Raw genomic sequence first — 21,329 nt, forward strand, 5'->3', positions numbered from 1 at the left:
GCTGAGGTCATCGGTGGCAGAGCCGGAGACCCACGGTGACAGGCCCCCGATTGCGGGTCGGAGGCCCGCAATCGGGGCCTGTCGCCGGCGGGTTGGCTAGCGTGACCTGCGGCGCAATACCGCCATGCCAAGCAACCCCAGCGCCAGCAGCGCCACGCTGCCCGGCTCCGGCACCGCCTGCACCGTGGCGAAGTTGCCGTCCGTGGTGACGCCGTCCGCCTGCCCCGGCAGCAGCGCGAACGTGACGATGTCGCCCGCCGCGCCCACGTATTGGAATGCATCGTCCAGCAGCGCCAGCGTCAGGTTGGTACCGCTGTCGCCGGCCGCGCCGCCGACCTCGAACGTGACATCGAAGCCGAACAAGCCACCGAAGCCGACATGCTGGGCAAATTCGTTCCAGCCACTGCCGTTGCCAAGGATGACGCGGCCCGCGCCGGACCCGCTGGCGTCGCCAGCGGTCACGCCGCCGCCTTCCAGCGCACCCGTGAAGTTCGACAGCGTGGCGGTGGCCGGCGCCGCGTCCTGCAACCCCAGGAACAGGAAGTCGAGGTAGCCACCCTGCCCGGCCAGCGCTGCCGTATCGACGGTGACGCGGTAGATCGGACCGGCCAGGGCACTGGCGGCCACGCCGCACCACAGCACCAGCAGTACTAGCAAGGTGCGCAGGCGCGTCATTGCTCATCTCCCGCCACCGCGATCAGGGTCGGCACGTAGCCGATGGCAGTCCGTTCCGGATTGACGAAGGTAGTGGTCACGGTCGCCGTCGCGCCGGGCGCCAGCGCCGTCACCGGCAGCGCCAGCGTGGGCGAGCCGCCTTCATTGCCAGCGGCGTTGTCCAGCGCTACGCCGTCGCTCAGGTAGTCCAGCCGCAGCAGCAGCGTGCCTTCGATGGCATGGGCGCTGGTGTTGGTGACGGTGACGGTGCCGGCCTGCTTCTGCGTGGCACGGTCCAGCGCGAGGCCGGAGCGCACGATGGTCACGGCGGCGCTGACGTCCTGCACCAGCGCCACGCGCACGGTCCCTTCGTACGCGCCCAGGTCCGGCGCCCTGCCCGTGTACGGCAGCCCCACGTCGACGCCGGCATCGACCAGCGCGCTGCCGGATGCCAGGTGGAAGTGCGGCAGCAGCGGCAGGCTGCCGTCGGCCTGGCGCGGCGCATCCCAGCCGCTGGTCGACACGCTCTGGAAGTCGGCGGCGACGGGCGCGGTACGCAGCTCCCAGCTGTTGTGCGACGAGTCGACGCCGGCCGTGTTGGCGGCGGCCGTGCCGCCGTACGCGACGTTGTTGCGGGCCACGCCCAGGTTGGTGGCGCTGCCGTCCGGCGCGATACCCAGGAAGTTGAAGCCAATGCCGTTGGCCGCCGCCGTGTTGTTGATGAACCGGTTCGCCACCGGGTGGTGGTTGGCATAGAAGCCGTTGACCTTGTTGCGCAGCGCGACCGAGTTGCGCACCACGTGCACGGGCGCGTTGGCGACCCACGTGCCGGAATAGCCGCCGATCTTGAAGCCGTTGCCGTTCCCGGCCGGGATCGACGTGGTGGTGCCCGGCAGGTAGCCGTGCAGCCAGGCCCACGAGTTCTCGATCGTGACGGCCGAATAGGCGTTGATCAGGTCGAAGCCGTCGTCCGTGTTGGCCCAGGCGCGGCAGGCGCGAAACACGTTGCCCGGCTGGTTGGCCTTGACGTGGGCGCCGAAGCCGTCCGCGTTCTGGCCGGCGCCCGACCTGCTGTACGGGTCGTAGTTGTGGTGCGAATCCACGTTCAGGATCAGGTTGTGGCTACCGTCCGCGAGGAACAGGCCCGGCCCCATGTGATGGTGCGTGTCGAGCGCCTCGAACACGTTGCGGCTGCCCTTGATCCACACGCCCCACGACTCGTTGTTCTGCAGGTTGCCCGGCTGTTGCGGCGCGCCCTTGATCTCCAGTCCCTTCAGGTGCAGCCAGCTGGCCGTGACGTTGAAGGCCTTGACGCGGCAGTTGTCCTTCATCGCCGCGAAATCGAACACGGGCTTCTCGCCCGGATAGGCCCAGTAGCGGATCGGCTTGCCGTCGCTGCCGCTCTTGTTCAAGGTGATGGCATTGACCACGTCCGTCGTGCTGGCGCACGCGTTGATCCCCGCCGTGTAGCGGTAGGTACCGCCGCGCAGGTAGATCGTGTCGCCCGCCACGGCGGCTTCCTGCGCCCTGGCCAATGTCCTCCATGGCGCAGCCTTGCTGCCGGCCGCGCCGTCGTTGCCGCCGGGTGCAACGTAATACGTGGCCGCCGCCGCATGCGCCGACAGTGCCAGCGCCACGGTCCCGATCAGTGCATCCCGATGTGTGTTGTTCTTCATGCGCTCTTTCGATGGGTGGGTCGGAGCGGCCACGGGGCCGCCGCGTGAAGCCGAGCCATCTTAGCGTCGCGTCAACGGGTTTGCTGCTCTATTTTCTGATTACTATATGCGCTTCCCAAGCCGATACCGGAAGCGGTATCGGCGCCGTCGAAACGGTTATCGCGGTGCCGTCAGTCGGCCAGCTCGACGCGGTTGCGGCCGGCCCGCTTGGCACGCCGCAGCGCCGTGTCGACGCGCTCGATGACGGTGAGCGCCCCTTCGTCCGGCGCGACCTGCGCGACGCCCAGGCTGATCGTGACGGTTTCGCAGCCCGGCAAGGGCGTGCCGGCAATCGCGCCACGCAGCTTCTCGGCCAGCTTGCGGGCGTCGGCGGCCGTCGTGTGCGTGGCGATGACGAGGAACTCTTCGCCCCGCATGCGCGCCAGCGTGTCGGAAACGCGCAGGCGGCCCTGGAGGGTGGCCACGACCGCGCGCAGTGCCTGGTCGCCGATCGGATAGCCGTACACGTCGTTCACGGAGCGGAAGTTGTCGATGTCGAAGGCGATGACGGCCAGCGCAATGCCGTAGCGGCGGGCGCGCCGGATTTCGCTGTCCAGCAGCGCTTCGCCGGCGCGGCGGTTGATGGCGCCCGTCAGCGGGTCGCGCGTGTCCAGCTGCGTCAAGCGGTCCGCCAGGGCGTCGTTGCGCCCTCTCAGTTCGCTCATCGCCAGCGCGAAACCGATGAACTGCGCCAGGCTGGCGAAGCAGGCGAACTGCTCGCGCGTAAACTGCAGCGAGCGGTCGAACATCAGGCTGATGGCGCCCAGCAGCGGCCCGCCCGGCTCCCCGCGCAGGGGCAGCGCCAGCACCATCTGCACGTCGCGCCGGTGCAGCGCCAGCGCGAGTGCCGGATCGCCCATCTTCGCGGGGGCGTCCAGCAGGACCAGCTCGCCGGCGCTGGCCGCCAGCAGCGGCGGGAACGCATCGCGCAGGGGCGACGCCAGCAGGTTGTCCTCGCGTCCCAGCAGCCCGCCCAGGTCCAGGTGATTGCGGCTTTCCTCGGCCAGCAAGCGCAGCTCGCCATCGGGGCGCTGCAGCAGCAGCGCCGTGTGGCGTACGCCGGGAAAGCTGCACAGGGCGGCGCACAGCTGCTCTGCCAGCCGCGCGCTGTCCTCGGCGTGGGCCATGGCACGCTGCACGCTGCGCTGTATCGTCAGCAGCTCGCGCAGCTCGCGTTCCTTGTCCAGCAGCTGCTGCTGGGCATTCAAGGGGCCGTTGGCCGGCTGCCGCAGCAGGCCGTCCACGGCGCCGCGCAGCGCTGCATCCGGAACGGGACCGATGCGGTACTGCAGCGGGCCGTGTGCCATCAGCTCCGGTAACCACGCCGTGTGGCCGTAAGGGCACAGCACCAGCACCGGCGCGCCGTTGCGGGTGCGCAGCAGCATGGACAGCCCCGTCACCAGGACCGGGTCGCCCGGCAGGCAGCCCGCCACGTCGATGACGAGCAGGTCGACGTGGCCGCGCGCCATGCGCTCGATGGCGCCGCCAGCGCCGCTGGCCGCGTCGAGGCGAGCGAAGGCTTCGCCGCAAGCGGCCCGAAAGTGCTGGTACCGCGTGGCATCCGGATGAACGAACAGGCCCGTATGGCCGGGACCGGATTGCGACATCGTTGAAGCTCCCGTGAATGATGAGTGACTGGGAGCGACAGTGTGCCAGAATGTACAAGAATAACAATATTATTTACCTAAATACACTATATTTTTCCTCGCATCTCTGCTGTCACGGGCAGCTCGCATCTGTGCGAAAGCGCACTGTCAAGCGCCGGCCGATTGCCAATACTGGTTCCTCGTCTTTCTGACATCACCTTACCAGGAGCACAAGCAATGACGAATTCGCAGAACAGTACCGAAAACGTTGGCAACCTGCAGCGCGAGATCCAGCAGGAGCAGGACCGCAAGGACGCGCAGAAGCAGGGCGGCAGCCAGGGTGGCGGGCAGCAGGAACCGCAGGGCGTGCAGACGGGCACGCACGACTTCCCGGATGGCGACCTGCCCAGCCAGCACCTGGCCAAGCCGGGCATCGAAGCTGAGATGGAACTGAAGCCCCAATTCATGGCGCCCGGCTACAAGGGCAGCGGCAAGCTGGAAGGCATGAGCGCGATCGTCACCGGCGGCGACTCCGGTATCGGCCGCGCCGTCGCCGTGCTCTATGCACGCGAAGGGGCGGACGTGGCCCTGGTGTACCTGGCCGACGAGCAGGAAGATGCAGTCGAAACGAAGCGCTGCATCGAGGCGGAAGGCCGGCGCTGCATCCTGCTCCCCGGCGACGTGCGCGATGCGCAGTTCTGCAAGCGCGCCGTCGAGGAAACGCTGCAGGCGTTCGGCAAGGTCGACATCCTCGTCAACAATGCCGCTTTCCAGGAACACGCCGATTCGCTGGAGGACCTGACGGAAGAGCGCTTCGACCTGACGATGAAGACCAATATCTACGGCTACTTCCACATGGCCAAGGCCGTGCTGCCGCACCTGAAGAAGGGGGCCTCCATCATCAATACGGGTTCCGTGACGGGCCTGCAAGGGTCGTCGAAGCTGCTGGACTACTCGTCGACGAAAGGGGCGATCCATGCGTTTACGATGTCGCTGGCGTCGAACGTGCTGGAAAAAGGCATCCGCGTCAATGCCGTCGCGCCGGGGCCCGTGTGGACCCCGCTGAACCCGGCCGACCAGACGCCGGAGAAGATCGCCCAGTTCGGCCAAAGCACGGACATGAAGCGCCCGGCCCAGCCGGAAGAGCTGTCGCCCGCATACGTGTTCCTGGCGGCGCCGAGCTGCGCCAGCTACATTACCGGCATCATCCTGCCGATCACCGGCAGCGTGGGCTGAACCCCGGGGCGGCCCGGCCGCCCCCTGTTGACCTGTCAAGGAGACCATCATGGCACGCGCGCTGTGGAAAGGCGCCATCAGCTTCGGCTTGGTGCACATACCGGTCGAGCTGCATTCGGCCGTCAAGAGCAACGACCTCGACCTGACGATGCTGGACAAGCGCGACTTCTCCCCCATCGGCTACAAGCGCTACAACAAGACGACCGAAAAGGAAGTCACGTGGGACAACATCATCAAGGGCTATGAATACCAGGCCGGCGAATACGTGGTGCTGTCGGACGAGGACTTGCGCCAGGCCAACGTCAAGGCCACGCAGACCATCGACATCCTCGCCTTCGTCGATGCCGAGGACGTGCCGTTGACCTACTACGAGACGCCCTACTACCTGGCCCCCGGCCGAGGCGGGGACAAGGTCTATGCGCTGCTGCGCGAGACCTTGCGACGGGCCGGCAAGATCGGCATCGCCACGGTGGTCATCCGCACCAAGCAGCACCTGTGCGCGCTGGTCGCCGCCGAGGACGGCATCATCATGAACACCTTGCGCTACGCCGACGAGATCCGCGATACCGAAGACCTGAAGTTGCCCGACAAGGGCACCAAGGCCACCGGCATCAAGGAAAAGGAACTGGAAATGGCGCTGTCGCTGGTGGAAGGCATGAGCGAGGACTGGGCGCCGGAGCAGTACCACGACACGTACAAGGATGACGTGCTCGCCCTGGTGGAGAAGAAGATCAAGGCCAGGCAGACCAAGACCATCACGCTGCCGTCCAAGGACGACGAGGCGGCGCCGTCGACCAACGTGATCGACCTGGTGGCGCTCCTGAAGCAGTCGCTGGGCGCCAAGCCCGGCAAGGGCAAGGCGGCCGCGGCGGACGACGACGAGGAAGAAGACCAGGCCGATACCGACGAGGAATCGGACGACGACGAGCCGCCACCCAAGGCCCGGCGGCCCGTGCCGCGCGGCACCACCAGCGTGAATGCCCGCGGCGGCACGTCCACCCGCGCCGCCGGCAAGAGCACGGCCACAGCGAAATCAAAGGCCAGCCCGGCCAAGGCGGAGGCGTCGAAGTCGGTGGCGAAGAAGGCTGCCGCGAAGCCGGCGGCGAAGAAGACAGCGGCCAAGCCGGCCAGTACGTCGACCCGGCGCCGCGCTGCTTGAGGGGGGCTAGGGTCTGTCCCGCAGGGACTGACCCTGAAGTTTGCCAGCACGCCGAGAAACTTCGGGGTCAGTCCCGCAGGGACAGACCCCAACCCTAGACGCTGTAGCCCAGCTGCTTCATGGCTTTGGTAATGCTGACCGCACTCTTGGCATAATCCGCCCACGGCGTATTGCCTTCGTCGAGCCGGTCGTGCACCGTCGCCACCGTCCAGTGGTCGCCGCCGCGCAGGTGTTCCAGCTCACTCCAGTCGACCGGCACGGAGATGCCCAGGCCGGCGCGGGTACGGGCCGACCAGGCGCTGACCGTGGTGGCGCCGCGGCCGTTGCGCAGGTAATCGATGAAGATCTTGCCGACCCGGTTCTTCGGTCCGCTCTTGTACGCGAAGCGGTCCGGCAAGGTGGCGGCCATGTGCTCGACGATCGCCTTGCTAAACCCCTTCACGGTATCCCAATCGTGCTGCGGCTTGAGCGGCACCACCACGTGCAGGCCCTTGCCGCCGCTCGTCTTCAGGAACGACGGCAGGCCCAGCTCGGCCAGGAAGGCCCGCATCAGCTGGGCCGCTTCCTGGATCTGCTTCCAGGACACGTCCTGGCCGGGGTCCAGGTCGAAGATCATGCGGTTCGGCTTTTCGTAGTTCTTGCCGAACGCGTTCTGGGTATGGAATTCGACGACGTTCCACTGCGCCGCCGACAGCAGGCCCTGCATCGTGGCCACTTCGAGCATCGACGGGTGATCCGGATCCAGCGCCTGCGGGAACTGCTTCACGCCGGGCAGCTTGCCCACCTCCGAGTGCTTCTGGAAGAACAGCTCGCCGCCGACACCGGCCGGTGCCCGCACCAGCGCCACCGGGCGTCCCTTCAGGTGCTCCAGCATCAGGTCGGCCACCAGCGCGTAGTAGCGCACCAGGCCGATCTTGGTGGTGCCGCTGGCCGGGTCGATCAGGCGGTCCGGGTTCGTCACCTTCAGCGACGCCGGCAGCTTGCTGTCGGCGTCCAGCCCCTCGGGTGCGCGCGACGGCGTCGATTTCTCGGCCGGCGCCGCCGATGTCGCCTTGGCTTTCGTTGTCTTCGCCTTGACGGCGGTCTGTGTCTGCATGGTTCCCTCCACCAGCGTTTCCATATGGGCCGCCTTCTCGCGGGTGACGCTCGTCGCCTTCTTGTCGGCGCGCAGTCCCTGGAAGACGGAATGCCGGATCGAGCCGCTGGCCGTCCACTCGCCGAACGTCACCTCGGCCACCAGCGTGGGCTTGACCCAGTGGGCGCGTTTCTCGATCGATTTCGACGGCGCGAACGGACTCGTGTCGCTGGCCAGCTTTTTCAGCTTGCCCGTGATCTCGCGCAGCGTCGTGTCGTTGAAGCCGGCGCCCACGTTGCCGGCATAGTGCAGCTTGCCGTCTTCGCCGTAGTAGCCCAGCAGCAGCGAGCCGATGCCCACCCGCGAGCCCTTCGGGTCCGTGTAGCCGCCGATGACGAATTCCTGGCGCTGCGCACACTTGAGCTTGATCCAGTCGGGCGAGCGGCGCGACACGTAGGTCGAGTCGCGCCGCTTGCCGATGATGCCTTCGAGGCCCATCTGGCAGGCGGCGGCCACCATCTCCGCCGGCGGCGCCTCCAGCTCGGCCGAGTAGCGCACCACGTCGTTGCCGACGCGGTCCATGACGGTCTTGAGCAGCTCGCGCCGCTGCGCCAGCGGCACCTCGCGCAGGTCGTAGCCGTCCAGGTACGGCGCGTCGAACACGAAGTACACGATATTGCTGGTCCTGGTGCCGTCGAACGCCTGCTGCAGCAGGCCGAAGTTGGGCCGGCCGCTCTGGTCATGCACGACGATCTCGCCGTCGTACCAGCCCTTGGGCAGCTTCATCTTCTCGATGGCCGCGCGCAGCGGTTCGAGCTTGTGCGTCCAGTCGTTGCCGTTGCGGGTGATCAGCCGGATGTCCTTGCCGTCCACCCGCGCCAGCAGGCGGTAGCCGTCGAACTTGATCTCGAACAGCCAGTCGTGCGGGTCCGCAGGCGGGGCATCCACCAGCGTGGCCAGCTCCGGCGTGAACGTCTCCGGCAGCGCGCAACGCACGCCTGCGCCGCCCTCCTCCGCCTTGGCGGCCTTGGCGGCCTTGCCCTTCGCTGCGGCGCTTTTCTTGCGCGCCGGCGCCGCGTGCACGCGCGCGGTTTCCTCGGCCGCCTCGGCCTGCGGGGTCAGCGGCTCGTCCGTCGGCATGCCCAGCGCCTTGACGCTGTCGGGCATCTCGTCGATGACGGAGAACTCGTCGGCCGAGCGCACGTAGTCGTCCTTCTCCTTGATCAGCAGCCACGGCTCCTGCTTCTCGCCCGAGCGTTTCATGCGCACCAGCACCCACTTGCCGCGCAATTTGTGGCCGCGCAGCTCGAATTTCAGGTTACCGTCGCGGTAGCCCTGGCGCGGGTCGCCCAGCGGGTGCCACGTCCCTTTGTCCCAGATGATGACCTTGCCCGCGCCGTACTGCTTCTCGGGAATGGTTCCCTCGAAGTCGTTGTACGAGATGGGATGGTCCTCGACGTGCACGGCCATGCGCTTGTCGTGCGTGTCGTAGCTGGGCCCTTTCGGCACGGCCCAGCTCTTCATCGTGCCGTCCAGTTCCAGCCGGAAATCGTAGTGCAGTCGCGTCGCCCAGTGTTTCTGGATGACGAACGTCAGCGCTTCCTTGCCTTCTTCGCCGCCCTCGGCCGGTTCCGGCGTGATGGCGAAGTTGCGCTTTGCCTTGTAGGTCTTGAGAGAGTCTTTCATGGAATCACTGTAGGCCCGGGCGGCTGGTGCATCGGTTCGTCAGCTAACAGAAGCTACCGACGAGCCCAATTTGTAACACTTGTAAGACCCGTCAACTGGTCCGGAAGCGGCGGCGTTTCTGGCTCAGTGACGCACGGAATACTCAGCCGGGTGCACCAGGCAGTACGCAACCTCAACTCAACCTCGAAGGAAAAGACACCATGAAGAAGATTATCGCTACGCTGATCGCCGGTCTGTTCGCTGGTGCCGCATTCGCCCAAACCGCCGCTACCCCTGCCACGGCCGCCACGCCTGCCACGCCGGCAGCCCACAGCGCGCATGCCGACGCCAAGGTAGCCAAGCAGGAAGCCAAGGAAACCAAGGCCGCGGCCAAGGCTGAAGCGAAGGAAGCCAAGGAAGTAGCCCAGGCCGACGCGAAGGTCGCGAAGGAATCGGCCGAGGCGAAGAAGGATGTCGCCGAAGCCAAGGCCGATGCGAAGGAAAAGAAAGCCAAGGCACACAGCAAGGCCGCGCACAAGAAAGCGGACGCCAAGGAAGACAAGCAGGACAGCGTCGCGGCGCAAACCAAATAACAAGGCCACTCTCAGGCTGCTGCAAAACCAACAAGAACGTAGTAACTCCCTCCCTTGCCCGAGCCTTTTGGCTCGGGCTTTTTTTCGCCCGCCCAACCGGGCACGGTCTTTGTGCCAGCTGCTGCCTGTCGCTTCAAGCCCGCCGCTGGCGCCCCCCGCGCGACGGCCGTAAGCACACAAGTGCCGAGGATCAGCATGCCGAGAAATAGCCCGACTTTGCCTCTGCCCTGTACAGGTCCGAGAAACTCAGATGGAAATGCCCGTCCAGGATGGCGCGGCTTTGCCATACCAGCTCTGCCGTCCCATTCACCCTTCATGCCATCTGCCGACCGCGGCTGAAACCCGGAACAGATCACACTGCGGCTGAGTTAAGCCGACGGTCGCATGTTTTGGGTCTGTCCCTGCAAGGGACCGACCCTGGTTTTCATCGCAGAAGCATGAACTGCTGCGAAAAAAACCGGGGTCAGTCCCCAAAACGGGACAGACCCCAAGCCTTGAAGCTGTTGTACGATAGCGGAATCCCTTCAGGTGTTGCCTTTATCGCGCGGCCAGACACCCGCCGGGTCTGTCCCCGATTGCTTATGGGGCCTTGGCCTCGTCGGCCAGCCGCTTCGCCAGCCGCGCCCTGGCATCGTCCGCATACTGGCGGCATGCCTGCGGATCGATGAACGCGGCAGTTCCTTGCGTCGCGGCCTTCTCCTTGCGCTCCCAGAGGTCGCTCTGCTCCGGGTGGACAGACACCAGCAGGTCGCAGCGCAGGCCCGCGACCTTGGCGATCGAGCGCTCCAGGTCCGCCTTGGCGCCGGGATAGCGCTGGTCGCCGCCGTAGCGGAAGCCTTTCGCACCGATTGCGTTCAGGCTGTCGGCGAACACCATATTTACCGTGCGGCCGTTCTCGGTGGCCTGCCACGTCCAGCTGAGGCCTCCCTGCGTATGGCCCGGCGTGTAATGCGCCGTCAGCGCCAGGGGGCCGAGCTTGATGACGTCGCCATCCTGCACCGCGCGGGTCTTGGCGACGGGCGTCATGTCGGGCAGGCCGGCGAACTGCGGGTCGCCCGGGTTCGGCTTGCCGCTGGCCAGCACGGGCACGCTCCTGGCACTGCCGATGACGGTCGCGCCGGTCAGCTTCTGCAGCGCGCCGATGCCGCCGGCGTGGTCGTGGTGCTCGTGCGACGTCAGGATGTACTTGATGTCCTCCACCTTGAAGCCCAGCTGGCGCACGTGCGCCGCGATCGCGTCGGGCGACTTCGGCGTGGCGCCATCGAGCAGGATATGGCCCTGTGGCGACGTCACCAGCAGCGCGCTGATGCCGTGCGGGCCGACGTAGTAGACATTGCCATAGACGGGGAACGGCTCTTGCGGCTCGTCCCAATCGCCCGCGAAGGCAGGCGTAGCGAGGGTGGCGACGGCGAGGGACAGCAGAATTTTTTTCATTGTTGGCAGGTCTCGGTGAAGGTCTCGGTGGAAGAAATGAGGATGCCGGCGTGCTGCTGCGAGTTGCGGTCGCCCCGGCGGTAGCTGCGGTAGACGTGTGCCCCGGCCGCGTCGCGCGCGCAGCAGGTGCAGCCGCCGACGTGGTCGATGGCCGTCACGCCGGCCGCATTCAGTTGGCGCGTCGCGATGGCGCGCAGGTCCAGGTGGCGGTACGTGGGCACTGCGGCGGCGCCAAAGCGTGTTGCGAACGTTTCGGCCAGCTCCGCGCTGACTTCGTAGCAGGCAGCGCAGATCGTGGGCCCGATGGCGGCAACCCAGCCGGGCCCCGCGTCCAGCCGGGCCAGTGCCTGCGGGACGATGTCGTCGGCCAGGCCGCGCCAGCCCGCATGGATGGCCGCGACACGACTGCCGTCGCGCCTTGCCAGCAGCAGCGGCACGCAGTCGGCCGTGATGACGCTGACGGGCACGCCGGCCAGCGCGGTATGGAAGGCGTCGGCATCGCCCACCGGCTGGTACGGCGCGACGATCTCGACCAGCCGGGTGCCATGCACCTGGCGCTTGGCGGGCCGCAGCGCCCACGTCGATTGCAATACCGCCGGCACCAGCTGCGACGCGGTGCCGAAGCCGTGGGCGATGCCGGGAATCTCGTTCAGTAAATCGCTGGTGATCAAGCCATCCTCCTGTGCTGCCGGGATGATAGCCGAAGCCGGTGAAAAAACGGTGACCGTCACCCATTGAAAAAGGGTGACTGTCACCGTTTTTTTATAAAAAAAGGCGGCGCCTCGCAAGAGGTCGCCGCCAAGGGCTGGAAGCCCGGGACGAGAAAACGTGTCCGCGTCAGTTGCGCGCTTGCGCGCTGTTGACGTTGGCGGTGCCGTCCCAGCCGCCGCCCAGCGCGCGGATCAGCGCGACGGTGGTGACGGCGCGCTCGCCACGCAGCTGCACCGCGTTGCGCTCGACGGCCGCCAGGTTGCGCTGCGCGTCCAGCAGTTCCAGGTAGCTGGAGCGGCCGGCGTCGTACAGCTTGCGTGCCAGGTCGGCCGAGCGGCGCGCGGCGACGACGGCTTCGTCGATGCGTTGCGTCTGGCCGGACAGGATGCGCAGGCCGGCCAGGTTGTCTTCCACTTCCGCGAACGCCGTCAGCACGCTCTGGCGATACTGGCCGACCGACTCTTCCAGCGCCGCTTCGCTGCGCACGATGTTGTTGCGGTTACGGCCGCCGTCGATCACCGGCAGGTTCAGCAAGGCGCCAAGCACCCACGAGCGGCCGCTCCACTTGAACACGTCGGAGAACGCCGTGCCGATGCCGCCGCCGGCCGCGTTGATCGTCAACGCGGGGAACATGGCCGAGCGGGCCTCGCCGATGCGGGCGTTGGACGCTTCCATCGCGCGCTGGGCGGCGGCGATGTCGGGCCGGCGTTCCAGCAGGGTCGACGGCAGGCCAGCGGGAATCGCCGGCAGCAGGGTCGAGTCCTGCAGCGGGTTGACGCCCGCCGTGAACGCGGCGGCCGGCTTGCCCAGCAGGACAGCCAGCGCATGCTCCGCGTTGGCGCGCTGGCGTTCCAGGCCGATGGCCTCGGCCTGCGTCGTTGCCAGCTCGGTCTTGGCGCGCGACAGGTCGAACTCGCCGATGTCGCCCAGGTCGAAGCGGCGCTGGTTGATCTTGACGTTCTCCTCGCGCAGACGGACCGTCTGCGCCACGGTCGCCAGTTCGGCGTCCGTGGCACGCAGGCGGAAATAGGTCTGGGCGACGTCGGCCTGCAGTGCCAGCAGCACGGAGCGGTAGTTCGCTTCCACCGTCGCCGCATCGCTGCGCGCGGCCGCCACGTTGGACGAGACGCGGCCGAACAGGTCCACTTCATAGCTGGCCGTCAGGCGCGCCGAGTAGCTCGTCGTCGGGCTCACTTCCGTGCCTTGCGGCAGGCCCAGTTCCAGCGGCGACTGGCGGGCGCGCTGGGCGCCGACGCCGAGGCCCACCTGCGGGATGCGGTCCGCTTCGGCCACGCCGGCAATGGCGCGCGCCTGTTTTACACGCGCTGCCGCCACGGCCAGGTTGGCGTTGTTGCGGGTCGCATCAGCCACCAGCTCGCTCAGGGCCGGATCGTTGAAGGCCAGCCACCATTCGCCGCGCGGCTGCTGTTCGGCCGGCCGCGCCTGTTTCCAGCGGGTGCCGTCCGGCGCGGTCTGCACGTCGCTGCGCTCCTGGGATTCCTTGAAGGCGGTCGGCATGTCGATGGCCGGCTGCTTCAGTTCGGGCGCGCCGCACGCGGCCAGCAGCAGTGCCGCCAGCAGTGCCGGGACGCCCCTTGCAATCATGGTTTTCATCCGTGGGTCCCTTCCATTTTGACGACGGCATAGTCGGGCGCCGCCGCGGGTTTCTTTTCCATCCGCTTGGCCAGGGTGCGCAGCAGCACGTAGAACACGGGCGTCAGGAACAGGCCGAAGAACGTCACGCCCAGCATGCCGGCAAACACCGCCACGCCCATCGCATGGCGCATCTCGGAACCGGCGCCGCTCGAGAACACCAGCGGCAGCACGCCCATGATGAACGCGATCGACGTCATCAGGATTGGACGCAGACGCAGGCGGCACGATTCCAGCGCGGCTTCGACGATCGTGCGGCCATGGTCTTCCAGTTCGCGGGCGAATTCCACGATCAGGATCGCGTTCTTCGACGCCAGGCCGACCAGCACGAACAGGGCGATCTGGGTGAACACATTGTTGTCGCCGCCGGTCAGCTTCACGCCGATCAGCGCGCACAGGATCGACATCGGCACGATCAGGATGACGGCCAGCGGCAAGGTCCAGCTTTCATACTGCGCGGCCAGCACCAGGAACACGAGCAGCACGCACAGCGGGAACACGTAGATCATCGTGTTGCCGGCCAGGATGTCCTGGTAGGTCAGCTCGGTCCACTCGTACGTGATGCCCTTCGGCAGCGTCTCGGCCAGCACCTGCTCCATCGCGGCCTGCGCCTGGCCGGACGATACGCCAGGTGCCGGGCCGCCATTCAGGTCGGCCGAGACGTAGGCGTTGTAGCGCTGCACGCGGTCCGGGCCATACGTGTCCTTGACCCGCATCAGCGACGACAGCGGGATCATCTCGCCCTTGTCGTTGCGTACCTTCAGCTGGGCGATCTGCTCCGGCTGCGAGCGGAACTGCGCATCGGCCTGCACGCGCACCTGGTAGGTACGGCCAAACTGGTTGAAGTCGTTCACGTACAGCGAACCCAGGTTGATCTGCAAGGTCTGGTAGATCGTCTGCAGCGGTACGCCCAGCTGTTTTGCCTTCACCCTGTCCACGTCCGCGAACAGCTGCGGCACGTTGATCTGGAAACCGGAGAACACGCCGGCCAGCTGCGGGTTCTGCGCGGCCTTGGCCTGTACCGCCTGCACCGCCTTGAACAGTTCGTCGTAGCCCAGGTTGCCCCGGTCCTCGATCATCAGCTTGAAGCCGCCCGTCGTGCCCAGGCCATTGACCGGGGGCGGCGGCAGCACCATCACGAACGCATCCTGCACGGCGCCCATGCGCTTGTTCATCTCGGCGGCGATGGCCTCGGCGGACTTGCTCTTGTCACGGCGCTGCTCGAACGGCTCCAGGCCCAGGAACACGATGCCCGCGTTCGGCGCGTTGGTGAAGCCGTTGATCGACAGGCCCGGGAACGAGATCGAGTTCTCGACGCCGGGGATGTCCTCGGCGATGTCCGACATGCGGCGGATGACGGCGTCGGTGCGGTCCAGCGACGCGGCGTCCGGCAGCTGGGCAAAGCCGATCAGGTACTGCTTGTCCTGCGACGGCACGAAGCCCGGCGGCACGGCCTTGAACATGAACAGGCCGGCGGCCGTCAGCAGCGCGTACAGCAGCAGCGAGGCACCCTTGTGGCGCAGCACGCCCTTGACGCCGTTCTCGTAGCCGTGCGCGGAGCGGTTGAAGAACTTGTTGAAGCCGGCGAAGAAGCGGCCGAACACCTTGTCCATGCCACGCGTCAGGAAGTCCTTCGGTTCGTCGTGGCCCTTCAGCAGCGCGGCCGACAGCGCCGGCGCCAGGGTCAGCGAGCAGAATGCCGAGATGACGGTGGAAATCGCGATCGTCAGCGCGAACTGGCGGTAGAACTGGCCCGTGAGGCCCGACACGAATGCGATCGGCACGAACACGGCGCACAGCACCAGCGCGATGGCGATGATGGGGCCGGAGACTTCCTTCATCGCCTGCACCGTCGCATCGCGCGGGGTCAGGCCATTGCTGATGTTGCGCTCGACGTTCTCCACCACGACGATCGCATCGTCGACGACGATACCGATGGCCAGCACGAGGCCGAACAGCGACAGCGTGTTGATGGAGAAGCCGAAGCCCAGCATCACGGCAAAGGTACCCACCACCGATACCGGCACGGCCAGCAGCGGGATGATGGAGGCACGCCACGTCTGCAGGAAGATGATCACGACCAGCGCGACCAGGATCACCGCTTCGACCAGCGTGTGGATGACGGAGTTGATGGACTCACGCACGAATTGGGTCGGGTCGTACACAATGCTGTATTCGACGCCTTCCGGGAAATCTTTCGACAGTTCCTTCATCCGCTCCCGCACGTCCGCGGACAGCTGCAGCGCGTTGGCATTGGGCGCCTCGAAGATGGGGATCGCGACTGCCGACTTGTTGTTCAGGAGCGAGCGCAGCGCGTAGGAGTTGGAACCCATCTCCAGGCGCGCCACGTCTTTCAGCAAGGTGGTGGCGCCGTCGGCATTGACCTTGACGACGATGTTGCCGAAGTCCTCGGGCGACTGCAGGCGGCCGTGCGTCTTGACGGTCAGCTGGAAGTCGGCGTCCTTGGACGGGCCCTGGCCGATCACGCCGGCCGCGACCTGCACATTCTGCTCGCGGATCGCGCCCACGACGTCGCCCGCCGTCAGGCCGCGCGCCGCCACCTTCTGCGGATCGAGCCAGACGCGCATGGCGTAGTCGCCGGAGCCGAACAGCTGGACTTCGCCCATGCCGTGGATACGGGCCAGCTGGTCCTTGATGTTCAGCACCGCGTAGTTGCGCAGGTACAGGTCGTCATAGCGGCCGTCCGGGGAATTGAGGTGGACGACCATGGTCAGGTTGGGCGAGCTCTTGACGGTGGTGACGCCGATCTGGCGCACCTCTTCCGGCAGGCGCGGCAGCGCACGCTGGACGCGGTTCTGCACGGCCGTCTCGGCCTGTTCGACGTTGGTGCCGATGGCGAACGTCACCGTCAGCGCCAGCGCGCCGTCGGAGGTGTTCTGCGACGACATGTACAGCATGTTCTCGACGCCGTTGATCTGCTCTTCCAGCGGCGCGGCCACCGTTTCGGCAATGACCTTCGGATCGGCGCCCGGATACTGGGCGCGTACGACCACGGACGGCGGCACGACGTCCGGGTACTCGGAAATGGGGAGCTTGAAGATGGCGATCAGCCCCGCCACGAAGACGATGATCGACAGCACCGCCGCGAAGATCGGCTTGTCGATAAAGAATCGTGAAAAGTTCATGGATGTTCCTTGACTGGTTGGCTCGGGCCGCGCTTACAGTGCCGCGACCTTGGCGTCCTTCTTGTTGTCCTGCGCCTTGGCGGCGACGTTCGCATCCATCGGCACCAGCTGCGGCGTGATCGGCGCGCCCGGGCGCACCCGCTGCAGCCCGTTGACGACGATCTTCTCGTCCGCCTTCAGGCCTTCGCGCACCACGCGCAGGCCGTCCACCGTCGGGCCCAGCTTGACGGGGCGGTACTCGGCCTTGTTGTCCTTGCCGACGACGAAGACGAACTTGCGATTCTGGTCCGTGCCGATGGCGCGGTCGTTGATCAGGATCGCTTTCGCCTGCGCCGTGCCGCCGCCCAGTTGCACGCGGGCGAACAGGCCCGGCACCAGCGCGCCGTCCGTATTGGCGAACGTGGCGCGCATGCGCACGGAACCCGTCTGCGCGTCCAGCTGGTTGTCGACGAATTCGAGCTTGCCTTCGTGCGGGAAGCCTTCCTCGTTGGCGAGGCCGACCTTGACGACGACCGGCTCGCCGCGGTGCGCCTGGCGGCCCACGCGCAGGTAGGTTTCCTCGTCGCCGTCGAAGCTGGCGTAGATCTTGTCCAGCGAGACGACGGAGGTCAGCACGGCCGACGCGTCGACCAGGTTACCCAGCGTGATCTCGGCCTTGGAGACGCGACCTTCGATCGGCGCGGTGACGCGGGTGTAGGCCAGGTTCAGCTTGGCCGATTCGTACTGGGCCTGGGCGGCGCGGGCGTTGGCGTCCAGTTCCTTCTGGGACGATGCGCGCTCGTCGAACTCGCGCTGGGCGATGGCCTTGTCGGCCAACAGCTTCTCGGCGCGCTGCAGTTCCAGGCGGGCCAGGTCGGCCTTGGCCTTGGCGGAGCTGGCGGCGGCCTGGGCGCGATCGGCCTCGGCCTGGTAAGGGCGCGGGTCGATGACGAACAGCACGTCGCCCTTCTTCACCTGGCTGCCCGGCTTGAAGTTGACGGCCGTGATGAAGCCGGACACACGCGAGCGGATCTCGACACGGTCGATCGCTTCCAGGCGGCCGGAGAACTCCTGCGTTTCTGCAATCGTTTTCTCCACCACGGTAGCGGCGGACACGGGTGGGCCGCCGGCGGCGGCCGGCGCCTCGGCCGTCTTGCCGGTCGCATCGTCGCAGCCGGCCAGCAGGCTGGCGGCAAGGCCGGCAACGGCCAGCGCAGCGACTATTGGTCGTGCCAGTGCGGTCAATGGTTTCACGTTTTTCATTATTCACCCCTATTTATATGAAAAAATGTAATGAACTGAGCGATGCCGCCGCGCAATTGCGCACCCTTCCAAGCCGAGGGGTAAAGCGGGCCCGACACGTCGCTGCGGAAGCGGCGGCGTGCGTTGCCGTCAAAAACATCAGGAACTACTCAGGACTACTATCGGTTAAAGCAAAGCTGGAAAACAGGCCGTTTGACTATACCGTCATCACGACGATATGTAAACGTTTTTGATTATTTATCAGATGGAGTCTCCGTCCCATCGGCGTCGCGAACGAACGCGGCGATTTCATTCAACGCAAAATAACAGGCGCAATCGTTGCGGCCGCCCGGCTGCTCGAGCGGCGGCGCCGGCAGCCGGCGCACGGTTGTCGTGATGCCGCATTTGATCAGCTTGGCGCCATATTGTTCGGCTTCGTCGCGCAGCGGATCGTCCTCGGCGGACAGGATCAACGCCGGCGGCAGGTTCTTCAGCCGCGACGACTGCAGCGGCGACGCATACGGGTGGGTGCGGTCCGCCGCGTTCGGCAGGTATCCCCGGTAGCCGGCCGCGCACGTGCCGGCCACCTTGTCGACCAGCGCCGCCTTGTCGGGACACACGGGCACCTCGCGCATCGAGCACGTGGACAGGCCCGGGTCCAGCATCGGCATGATCAGCACCTGGCCTGTCAGGGCGGGGCCGCCGCGGTCGCGTGCCATCAGCGATACCACGGCTGCCAGGTTGGCGCCGGCCTCGATGCCGGAAACGACCAGGCGCTTGCCGCTCCACGCCAGCTTGGCCTTGTTCTTCTTGGCCCAGACCAGCACCGCATGGGCATCCTCCACCGCCGCCGGGAACGGCCGCTCCGTCGCCAGCGTGTAGGCCGGCGACAGCGCCACCTGGGTAGGGTCGGCGCTGACGAGGCGGCCGAGAAAATCGTCGGCCTCGTCGATCGAGCCGCCCGTGAAGCCACCGCCGTGGAAAAACACCACCAGCGTGTCGCGCTTCACCGCGCTTGGCCCGGCCTGGTACAAGCGTGCCTTCAAGGTCCCTTCGGCGCCCTTGACTTCCAGGTCGCGCAGCACCAGGTCGCCGGCCAGTTCCGGCACGCCGGCCGTCGTCGCCGCGATACCCATCAGCGTACCGCTCCCGGCGCCGCGGCGGCGTCCGGCGCGCTGGCGGCAGCCAGCTGGGTGCCGCTCAGCACTTCACGCTGCAGTGCACCCAAACCCTTCGCTTCCGCGCCCGCGGTGTGCGAATACACGTCGGTCGAGACGATACCCGCCAGCGCGAGCAGGCACAGCGCCAGTGCTACCGTTGCCAGAATTGTGTCCCGGATCCCCATGATCGACTCCTCGTCAGCCCTTCAAAAATGTCCATACCTTGATGCAGTGCGGTAACTATAACTTTGAACTACAATCTGATAAAGTCGTCAACGATGAATTGATTGTTCATAATGTCGAACAATGACACGGGTATTACAGAGCTTAGCTGCTCAATACCGCTCAGTAGCTTGCAAAACGTCAGGCGGAGGAATGCAAAGTGAACAAGTTGCAGGCAATGGAAGTCTTTGTACAGGTCGTGGACGCCGGTGGCTTCTCGCGCGCGGCGGACGCCATGCAGTTGCCCAAAGCCACTGTCTCCACCCTGATCCAGCAGCTCGAAACAGCCCTGTCGGTCAAGCTGCTGCACCGCACCACGCGACAGGTCACGGTAACGGCCGACGGCGCGGCTTACTATGAGCGCTGCCTGCGCATCCTGACCGACGTCAAGGAGGCCGAAGAGTCCCTCTCGCGCACCCGCCTGTCGCCCAGCGGCCGGCTGCGTGTCGACGCGCCCACGGGCCTCGCCTCCAGCATCCTGGTGCCCGCCCTCCCCGCGTTCTTCGCGCGTTATCCGGACATCCAGCTGGAGCTGGGCTGCTCGGACCGGCTGGTGGACCTGATCGAGGAAGGCGTCGATTGCGCGGTGCGCGGCGGCATGCTGGCCGACTCCACGTTGATCGCGCGCCGCGTGGGCGTGCTGAACATGCTGACGTGCGCCAGCCCCGCTTACCTGGAACAGTACGGCACGCCGCACCACCCGCGCGACCTGGAGCGGCACCGCTGCGTCAATTATTTCTCCGCCAAGACGGGCAAGATCTATGACTGGGACTTCACGCGCGACGGCGAGCGAATCCAGATCCCGCTGCCCGGTGTCATCGCCGTCAACGACTCGACCGCATACGTCGAGGCGGGCCTCGCCGGCCTCGGCGTGCTGCAGATGACGGACTACCTGCTGCGCGACCACCTGGCGACCGGGCGCATGGTGCAGATCCTGCCCGAATGGGTGTCCGACCCGATCCCCATCAATATCGTCTACCCGCAGAACCGCCACCTGTCGACCAAGGTGCGCGTGTTCGTCGAATGGGTGGCCGAGCTGTTCGACAGCCATCCCAGCATGCGCGTGCGCACGCATGCCCCCACCGTGCCGCAACCCCAGCCCACCGCCGAACCGGAGCCCGCATGACCGAACGTATCGTTTTCCTCGACCGCGCCAGCCTTGTCGCAGACGTCCGTCGCCCATCGTTTGCCCACACGTGGGACGAACATGACGCCAGCACGGCGGCCGAGGCCATCGAGCGCCTGCGCGGCGCCACCATCGCGATCACCAACAAGGTCCCGCTGCGGGCCGACGCGCTGGCGCGGTTGCCCGACCTCAAGCTGATCGCGGTGGCGGCGACGGGCACCGACATCGTCGACCTGGCCGCGGCGCGCGAGCGCGGCGTCGTCGTCTGCAATATCCGCGACTACGCCCATGCGGCCGTGCCCGAGCACACCTTTGCCCTGATCCTGGCCTTGCGCCGCAACCTGCTGGCCTACCGCGCGGACGTGGCCGCGGGCGCGTGGCAGCGCTCGCCCCGCTTCTGCCTGTTCGACCATCCCATCCGCGACCTGCACGGCAGCCGGCTGGGCCTCGTCGGCTACGGCGCCCTGGGCCGGCAGGTGGCGCACATCGGCCGTGCATTCGGCATGGAGATCGCCGTGCACACGCGCACGCCGGTCGACGGCGTGATCAACCTCGACCTGGACGAATTGCTGGCCACGTCGGACGTGGTCAGCCTGCACGCACCGCTGACGCCGGCTACGCGCAACCTGATCGGCGCCGCCCAGCTGGCGCGCATGCAGCCCACCGCCCTGCTGATCAACACGGCACGCGGCGGCCTGGTGGACGAGGCGGCGCTGGCCGACGCGCTGCAGGCAGGCGTGATCGCAGGCGCCGGCTTCGACGTGCTGACGACCGAACCGCCGGCGCCGGACAATGCACTGCTGAACCTGCACCTGCCCAACTTCATCCTGACGCCGCACAATGCGTGGGCCAGCCGCGAGGCCATGCAGGGGCTGGCCGACCAGTTGATCGACAACCTGGAAGCGTTCGTGCGCGGGACGCCCAACAACGTCGTCGGCTGACACTGGGCAGCGGCCGCGGCCGGCCTTACAAT

Annotated in this window: 16 protein-coding genes; 5 read left to right on the plus strand and 11 right to left on the minus strand. The window is 66.7% G+C overall.

From position 1 onward, the window contains the following. Nucleotides 1-96 precede the first annotated feature (96 nt). The 3 genes from PX653_RS09855 to PX653_RS09865 all read right to left on the minus strand — a co-directional run bounded on the left by PX653_RS09855 (nt 97) and on the right by PX653_RS09865 (nt 3,976). Nucleotides 97-675: an NF038129 family PEP-CTERM protein gene (locus tag PX653_RS09855; RefSeq protein WP_277417713.1), complete on the minus strand. Its 579-nt coding sequence runs from the start codon at nt 673-675 to the stop codon at nt 97-99. Continuing rightward, nucleotides 672-2,330, minus strand: a complete 1,659-nt coding sequence (locus PX653_RS09860) for a right-handed parallel beta-helix repeat-containing protein (protein ID WP_277417714.1) — start codon at nt 2,328-2,330, stop codon at nt 672-674. Before PX653_RS09860 ends, PX653_RS09855 begins: the two co-directional genes overlap by 4 nt. A 170-nt stretch (nt 2,331-2,500) precedes the next feature. Next, a complete protein-coding gene (locus PX653_RS09865; RefSeq protein ID WP_277417715.1) occupies nt 2,501-3,976 on the minus strand; it encodes a GGDEF domain-containing protein in 1,476 nt (491 codons plus the stop codon). A 216-nt stretch (nt 3,977-4,192) separates the two neighbouring features. Here PX653_RS09865 and PX653_RS09870 point away from each other — a divergent pair, with 216 nt between their 5' ends. Next, nucleotides 4,193-5,191: an SDR family oxidoreductase gene (locus PX653_RS09870; RefSeq protein WP_277417716.1), complete on the plus strand. Its 999-nt coding sequence runs from the start codon at nt 4,193-4,195 to the stop codon at nt 5,189-5,191. Nucleotides 5,192-5,240: 49 nt separating this feature from the next. Further along, complete coding sequence (ku, locus tag PX653_RS09875) at nt 5,241-6,350, plus strand: non-homologous end joining protein Ku (protein ID WP_277417717.1); 1,110 nt, start codon at nt 5,241-5,243, stop codon at nt 6,348-6,350. 94 nt (nt 6,351-6,444) lie between these two features. On the opposite strand, the gene ligD is transcribed toward ku, so the two are convergent. Further along, nucleotides 6,445-9,111, minus strand: coding sequence for a DNA ligase D (gene ligD / locus PX653_RS09880; RefSeq protein ID WP_277417718.1), 2,667 nt, complete (start codon nt 9,109-9,111; stop codon nt 6,445-6,447). 200 nt (nt 9,112-9,311) lie between these two features. On the opposite strand from ligD, the gene PX653_RS09885 reads away from it, so the two are divergent. Continuing rightward, on the plus strand, nt 9,312-9,683 hold the full coding sequence (locus PX653_RS09885; RefSeq protein ID WP_277417719.1) for a hypothetical protein: 372 nt from the start codon (nt 9,312-9,314) through the stop codon (nt 9,681-9,683). 579 nt (nt 9,684-10,262) lie between these two features. Here the strand turns inward: PX653_RS09885 and bla are convergent. The 7 genes from bla to PX653_RS09920 form a co-directional block, all read right to left on the minus strand. Then, nucleotides 10,263-11,117 carry a subclass B3 metallo-beta-lactamase gene (bla, locus tag PX653_RS09890; protein ID WP_277417720.1) on the minus strand — a complete coding sequence of 285 codons (855 nt, stop codon included), beginning with the start codon at nt 11,115-11,117 and terminating at the stop codon, nt 10,263-10,265. Further along, nucleotides 11,114-11,788, minus strand: a complete 675-nt coding sequence (locus PX653_RS09895; RefSeq protein WP_277417721.1) for a purine nucleoside phosphorylase YfiH/LACC1 family protein — start codon at nt 11,786-11,788, stop codon at nt 11,114-11,116. The genes bla and PX653_RS09895 overlap by 4 nt, the downstream gene beginning before the upstream one ends. A 166-nt stretch (nt 11,789-11,954) precedes the next feature. Next, nucleotides 11,955-13,442: an efflux transporter outer membrane subunit gene (locus PX653_RS09900; protein WP_277417722.1), complete on the minus strand. Its 1,488-nt coding sequence runs from the start codon at nt 13,440-13,442 to the stop codon at nt 11,955-11,957. Beyond that, nucleotides 13,439-16,627: an efflux RND transporter permease subunit gene (locus tag PX653_RS09905; protein WP_277417723.1), complete on the minus strand. Its 3,189-nt coding sequence runs from the start codon at nt 16,625-16,627 to the stop codon at nt 13,439-13,441. Before PX653_RS09905 ends, PX653_RS09900 begins: the two co-directional genes overlap by 4 nt. 33 nt (nt 16,628-16,660) lie before the next feature. Continuing rightward, nucleotides 16,661-17,869 carry an efflux RND transporter periplasmic adaptor subunit gene (locus tag PX653_RS09910; protein WP_277417724.1) on the minus strand — a complete coding sequence of 403 codons (1,209 nt, stop codon included), beginning with the start codon at nt 17,867-17,869 and terminating at the stop codon, nt 16,661-16,663. Nucleotides 17,870-18,102: 233 nt separating this feature from the next. Continuing rightward, nucleotides 18,103-18,984 carry an alpha/beta hydrolase gene (locus PX653_RS09915; RefSeq protein WP_277417725.1) on the minus strand — a complete coding sequence of 294 codons (882 nt, stop codon included), beginning with the start codon at nt 18,982-18,984 and terminating at the stop codon, nt 18,103-18,105. Next, on the minus strand, nt 18,984-19,193 hold the full coding sequence (locus tag PX653_RS09920; protein ID WP_277417726.1) for a hypothetical protein: 210 nt from the start codon (nt 19,191-19,193) through the stop codon (nt 18,984-18,986). The genes PX653_RS09915 and PX653_RS09920 overlap by 1 nt, the downstream gene beginning before the upstream one ends. Nucleotides 19,194-19,390: 197 nt before the next feature. Here PX653_RS09920 and PX653_RS09925 point away from each other — a divergent pair, with 197 nt between their 5' ends. Beyond that, nucleotides 19,391-20,356, plus strand: coding sequence for a LysR family transcriptional regulator (locus PX653_RS09925; protein WP_277417727.1), 966 nt, complete (start codon nt 19,391-19,393; stop codon nt 20,354-20,356). After that, entirely contained in the window at nt 20,353-21,297 is a 945-nt protein-coding gene (locus PX653_RS09930; RefSeq protein WP_277417728.1) for a D-2-hydroxyacid dehydrogenase, read from the plus strand. Before PX653_RS09925 ends, PX653_RS09930 begins: the two co-directional genes overlap by 4 nt. Nucleotides 21,298-21,329: the final 32 nt, after the last annotated feature.

The organism is Pseudoduganella chitinolytica (genome assembly GCF_029028125.1).
Lineage (GTDB): Bacteria > Pseudomonadota > Gammaproteobacteria > Burkholderiales > Burkholderiaceae_D > Rugamonas > Rugamonas chitinolytica.

What these genes read in the sequence shown, in the direction of transcription:
- PX653_RS09870 (WP_277417716.1), top strand. Translation starts at nt 4,193, where the DNA reads ATGACGAATTCGCAGAACAGTACCGAAAACGTTGGCAACCTGCAGCGC.
- PX653_RS09920 (WP_277417726.1), bottom strand. Translation starts at nt 19,193, where the DNA reads ATGGGGATCCGGGACACAATTCTGGCAACGGTAGCACTGGCGCTGTGC.
- bla (WP_277417720.1), bottom strand. Translation starts at nt 11,117, where the DNA reads ATGAAAAAAATTCTGCTGTCCCTCGCCGTCGCCACCCTCGCTACGCCT.
- ku (WP_277417717.1), top strand. Translation starts at nt 5,241, where the DNA reads ATGGCACGCGCGCTGTGGAAAGGCGCCATCAGCTTCGGCTTGGTGCAC.
- PX653_RS09915 (WP_277417725.1), bottom strand. Translation starts at nt 18,984, where the DNA reads ATGGGTATCGCGGCGACGACGGCCGGCGTGCCGGAACTGGCCGGCGAC.
- PX653_RS09905 (WP_277417723.1), bottom strand. Translation starts at nt 16,627, where the DNA reads ATGAACTTTTCACGATTCTTTATCGACAAGCCGATCTTCGCGGCGGTG.
- PX653_RS09865 (WP_277417715.1), bottom strand. Translation starts at nt 3,976, where the DNA reads ATGTCGCAATCCGGTCCCGGCCATACGGGCCTGTTCGTTCATCCGGAT.
- ligD (WP_277417718.1), bottom strand. Translation starts at nt 9,111, where the DNA reads ATGAAAGACTCTCTCAAGACCTACAAGGCAAAGCGCAACTTCGCCATC.
- PX653_RS09910 (WP_277417724.1), bottom strand. Translation starts at nt 17,869, where the DNA reads ATGAAAAACGTGAAACCATTGACCGCACTGGCACGACCAATAGTCGCT.
- PX653_RS09860 (WP_277417714.1), bottom strand. Translation starts at nt 2,330, where the DNA reads ATGAAGAACAACACACATCGGGATGCACTGATCGGGACCGTGGCGCTG.
- PX653_RS09885 (WP_277417719.1), top strand. Translation starts at nt 9,312, where the DNA reads ATGAAGAAGATTATCGCTACGCTGATCGCCGGTCTGTTCGCTGGTGCC.
- PX653_RS09930 (WP_277417728.1), top strand. Translation starts at nt 20,353, where the DNA reads ATGACCGAACGTATCGTTTTCCTCGACCGCGCCAGCCTTGTCGCAGAC.
- PX653_RS09900 (WP_277417722.1), bottom strand. Translation starts at nt 13,442, where the DNA reads ATGAAAACCATGATTGCAAGGGGCGTCCCGGCACTGCTGGCGGCACTG.
- PX653_RS09855 (WP_277417713.1), bottom strand. Translation starts at nt 675, where the DNA reads ATGACGCGCCTGCGCACCTTGCTAGTACTGCTGGTGCTGTGGTGCGGC.